This window comes from Variovorax sp. M-6 (assembly GCF_052114385.1).
Classification (GTDB): Bacteria; Pseudomonadota; Gammaproteobacteria; order Burkholderiales; family Burkholderiaceae_C; genus Variovorax.
The window spans coordinates 1-1,490 of sequence record NZ_JBFREQ010000093.1 but is presented as its reverse complement, the minus strand read 5'-3'; the positions used below and the strand labels follow the sequence as shown (position 1 = coordinate 1,490).

General features: G+C 68.1%; 1 protein-coding gene and 1 pseudogene. Both read right to left on the bottom strand.

The window, feature by feature from the left end; translation table 11 throughout:
• On the bottom strand, positions 1-1,064 hold a 1,064-nt coding region (locus tag AB4Z46_RS35255), incomplete at its 3' end, for an MCP four helix bundle domain-containing protein (RefSeq protein WP_442288198.1).
• 39 nt (positions 1,065-1,103) lie between these two features.
• Positions 1,104-1,490 (bottom strand): annotated as a pseudogene (locus AB4Z46_RS35250) (methyl-accepting chemotaxis protein); the annotation flags it as partial.

Genomic DNA, 1,490 nt, shown 5'->3' with positions numbered 1-1,490 from the left:
TCCACCACCTGGCTCACCACGCTGCCGCCCCGCACCGCCACTTCGGAGGCCGAGGCCGCGAGCTGGTTGGCCTGGCGCGCGTTGTCGGCGTTCTGCTTGACCGTGCTGGTGAGTTCTTCCATCGAGGCCGCGGTCTGCTCCAGCGAGCTCGCCTGTTCCTCGGTGCGCGACGACAGATCCTGATTGCCCGCTGCGATCTGGCCCGAAGCGGTGGCGATCGTGTCGCTCGAGGCCTTGATCTTTCCGACCACCTCGGTCAGTTCGAGCTGCATCAGGCGGATCGAATGCAACAGGCTGCCGGCACGGGCGGAGCCGGTGTCGACCTCCACCGCCAGATCGCCGCTCGCGAAGCGGCCGACCACCTCCGCCGCATAGGCGGGCTCGCCGCCCAACTGGCGCCCCAGCGAACGCGCGACCATCAACCCCATGCCCACGCTGGCCAGGAGGCCGACCGCGGCGATCACCAGCATCATCCAGCGCGAACTGCGATAGGTGTCGGCGGCCTGCTCCGCGCTGGCCTTGGCGAGCGCGTTGCTGTGCGCCACCATGGCTTCGAGCACTTCCTCGAGCGCGCGGGAGTCCTTCAGCAGCTGCGTGCTGTCGTCGCCCACCCGGCCGTCGAACTGCGAGCTGTCGAGCGATTGCTTGCCCACCAGGGCGACGAATTCCGCCATGCGCTGCTTCAGCGGCGCGATCAGGGTTTCGTACTGCCGATAGAGCTTGGTGCCGGCCTCGCTCTCCTCGAACAGCGGCTTGGCCTCCGCGGCCCGCGCTTCGAGGTCGTCAAGCGACTTGCGGACGGCGACGGACCCCGAGTTGCGCTCGCCGCGCGTGGACGCCGACAGCAGCGTCATCTGGGACCGGCTGGCGTAGAGCAGCGCGATGTTGGCATCCTGCAAGGCCTGCAGGGCGCTCAGTTCGTGGTGATAGAGCCTGTCGGTCGACGCGCTGATGCGCGCCATGTGGAAGATACCGAGCGCACTGACCACGGTGCCGAGGACCGCGACGACAAGAAAACTCAAGACCAGCTTGACCGTCACACGTAGCTGTTGAAACCACTGCATTCCTTCTCCTTCGATGGCGGCCCTGCGCGGGCCTGGTTTTTAGAACTCGGTCCAGTCTCCCGACGCCGCGAGCTTCGGCTCGGACCGGACCGCCTCCGCCGTCCGCTTCGGCGCCGATGACGGGGCGGCTGCGCCGGCCGGCTTGCGAGGCTGCACCTTGGCCTTCGATTTCGCCTGCGCGATCACGCGCGCGGCCTCGCCGTCGCTGGCCATCTTGAAGACGCTCACGGCCTGCACCAGGCTCGACGCCTGCTCCTGCAGCGAGCCCGCCGCCGCAGCAGCCTCCTCCACCAGCGCCGCGTTCTGCTGCGTCACCTGGTCCATCTGCGTGATCGCCTGGTTGATCTGCTCGATCCCCGAGGTCTGCTCCTGGCTCGCCGCCGTGATCTCGCCCATGATGTCGGTCACCCGCTTCACGCTGTCCAC